3 protein-coding genes are annotated in these 2,279 nt (G+C 77.9%); 2 read left to right on the top strand and 1 reads right to left on the bottom strand.

Annotation, left to right across the window (positions count from 1 at the left end):
• The coding region (locus ACYVKY_RS16345; protein ID WP_460436047.1) for an FAD-binding oxidoreductase at positions 1-1,164 on the bottom strand (1,164 nt) is incomplete at its 3' end.
• Positions 1,165-1,204: 40 nt separating this feature from the next.
• Here ACYVKY_RS16345 and ACYVKY_RS16340 point away from each other — a divergent pair.
• Together ACYVKY_RS16340 and ACYVKY_RS16335 are read left to right on the top strand one after the other, a co-directional pair.
• Complete coding sequence (locus ACYVKY_RS16340) at positions 1,205-1,807, top strand: TetR/AcrR family transcriptional regulator (protein WP_460436046.1); 603 nt, start codon at positions 1,205-1,207, stop codon at positions 1,805-1,807.
• On the top strand, positions 1,804-2,279 hold a 476-nt coding region (locus tag ACYVKY_RS16335), incomplete at its 3' end, for an FAD-dependent oxidoreductase (RefSeq protein WP_460436045.1). The genes ACYVKY_RS16340 and ACYVKY_RS16335, both read left to right, overlap by 4 nt.

Below are 2,279 nucleotides of genomic sequence, written 5' to 3'. Positions count from 1 at the left end.
GCGCCGCCGCCGCCGCAGCGCGCGGGCGGACGAGCCCTCCCAGACGAGGACGGCCAGGCACGGCCGCGGGGCGCCGCGCGCGGCGAGCCAGCGGGACAGCCGCTCGCCGCTCGTCCCGGCCAGCACCAGGCCGACCCGCGTCTCCTCCCCGTCCGAGAGCCGGCACACCTCCGGCAGGCCGCCGGAGCCGTGGTCCTGCGCGAGCGCGCGGAGCGCGGCGACGCCGTCCTCCCACGACGCGAACGCCACGGCCGCGTGCACCCGCGCGGCCGGCAGCCGGTGGACGGCCAGGGTCGCCTCGGTGATCACCCCGAGGGTGCCCTCGCTGCCCACGACGACGTCGAGCAGGCGCGGGCCGGCGGCCGACGCGGGAGCCGGCCCACCGAGACGCAGCGTGCCCGAGGGAGTCTCGACGCGGACGGCGAGCACCTTGTCGTCGATGCGGCCGTACCCGGTCGAGGCCTGGCCGGCCGACCGGGTCGCCACGTACCCGCCGACCGTCGCCTGCTGGTGGCTCTGCGGGTAGTGCCCGAGGGTCAGCCCGTGGCGGTGCAGCGCCGCCTCGACCTGCGGCCCGCGCACCCCCGCCTGCACCGTCGCCGTCAGCGACACCTCGTCGACCTCGAGCACCCGGTGGAGCCGGCGCAGGTCGAGCGTCAGGACGGGCCGGTGCTCGCCGTCCCGGCGCGCCGTGACGCCCCCGACGACGCTCGTGCCGCCGCCGTAGGGGACGACGGCGACGTCGTGCTCGGCACACAGCCGCAGCACCGCGGCGACCTCGTCGGCCGACCCGGGGAGCAGCACCGCGTCCGGCGCGCCGTGGCCGTCGCCGTCCCGCAGCCGGCGCAGGTCCGGGTAGCTGCGGCCCGCTGCGTGCTCGACCCGGTCGAGGTGGTGGTCGCTCACGTGGTCGGCGCCGACGACGTCGGCCAGGGCCGCGAGGACGACGGGGTCGAGCCGCGGGCGCGGCACCCGCACCTGCCGCACGTCGACCGGTTCGCGCGGGACGGCGTCGGGGTCGACGCCGAGCTCGGCGGCGAGCCGGCGCCAGGTGCGGGCGGCCAGCGGCCGGGCCAGGGCGGGATCGCCCCAGCCCCACCACACCGAGCGGCGCACCGGACGGGCGAGGGCGTCGGTCTGGGCCGTGGTGCGGGAGGACGTCATGCGTTACAGTGAAGCAGTTTGTGTAACAGTGGAACAACCCGTGCGGACGACCGGAGGCGGCGTGGACGGCACCGAGGAGCGCCTCATGGAGGCCGTCCGCGAGGAGGTCCTCGCCTACGGCGTCCGCCGGGCGACGGCCACCTCGATCGCGACCCGGGCGGGGGTGTCGCGGATGACGCTGTACCGCCGCGGCGGCGGCGTGCGCCAGCTCGTCCTGGACGCGCTGTCGCACGAGCTGCAGGGTCTGGTGGCCGGCCTGCTCGAGACCTCGACCGCCGGCTCCGCGCGCGAGCGGCTGGTCGCGGGTGTCACCCAGGCCGTCTCCCGCGCGAGCCACGCACCGCTCGTGCAGGCCCTGCGGCGGCACGACCCCGAGCTGCTGCTGCCGTACCTCGTCGACCGCTACGGGCGCGTGCAGACCGCGGTGCTGGCGTGGACCCAGGCCGCGCTCGAGGAGGGGCTCGCCGACGGCTCCGTGCGCGACCTGGACCCGCGCACCGCGGCGCACGTGCTGCTGCACGCGACCCAGGACCTCGTCATCTCGGCCGAGATCCTCGACGGCACAGCCGGTCTGGTCGACCTCGAGGGCGAGGTCGCCCACCTGGTCGACGCCTACCTCGCACCCCGCGTGGCCGGGGGATGAGCCCCGCCGTGCTGCCCGGCCCCACGGGCGGCTACCTCGACGCCTCCCACCGCGAGCGGGTGCTCGCCGGGCTGGCCTCCACGCGGTACGACGTCGTGGTCGTCGGCGGGGGCGTCACCGGTGCCGGCACCGCCCTCGACGCCGCGTCGCGCGGCCTGCGCACGCTGCTCGTCGAGCGCGACGACCTCGCGAACGGCACCAGCCGCTGGTCGTCCAAGCTCGTGCACGGGGGCGTGCGGTACCTGGCGCACGGGCAGGTGGGCGTCGCGTGGGAGTCCGCGCGCGAGCGGCACGCCCTGCTCACCGCGATCGCGCCCCACCTGGTGCACCCGGTCGCGTTCCTGGTGCCGCTCGACCCGGCGACGCCGCCCGTCCTCGGCGGCGTCGTGGCCGCCGGGCTGCGGGTCGCCGACGTGCTGCGCCGCCCCGCGCGCACGCCCACCGACCTGCTGCCCGCGCCGACCCGCATCAG

The organism is Angustibacter speluncae (assembly GCF_054777815.1).
Note: the sequence above shows the minus strand (reverse complement) of the source record. Positions and strands in the feature narration are given on the sequence as shown.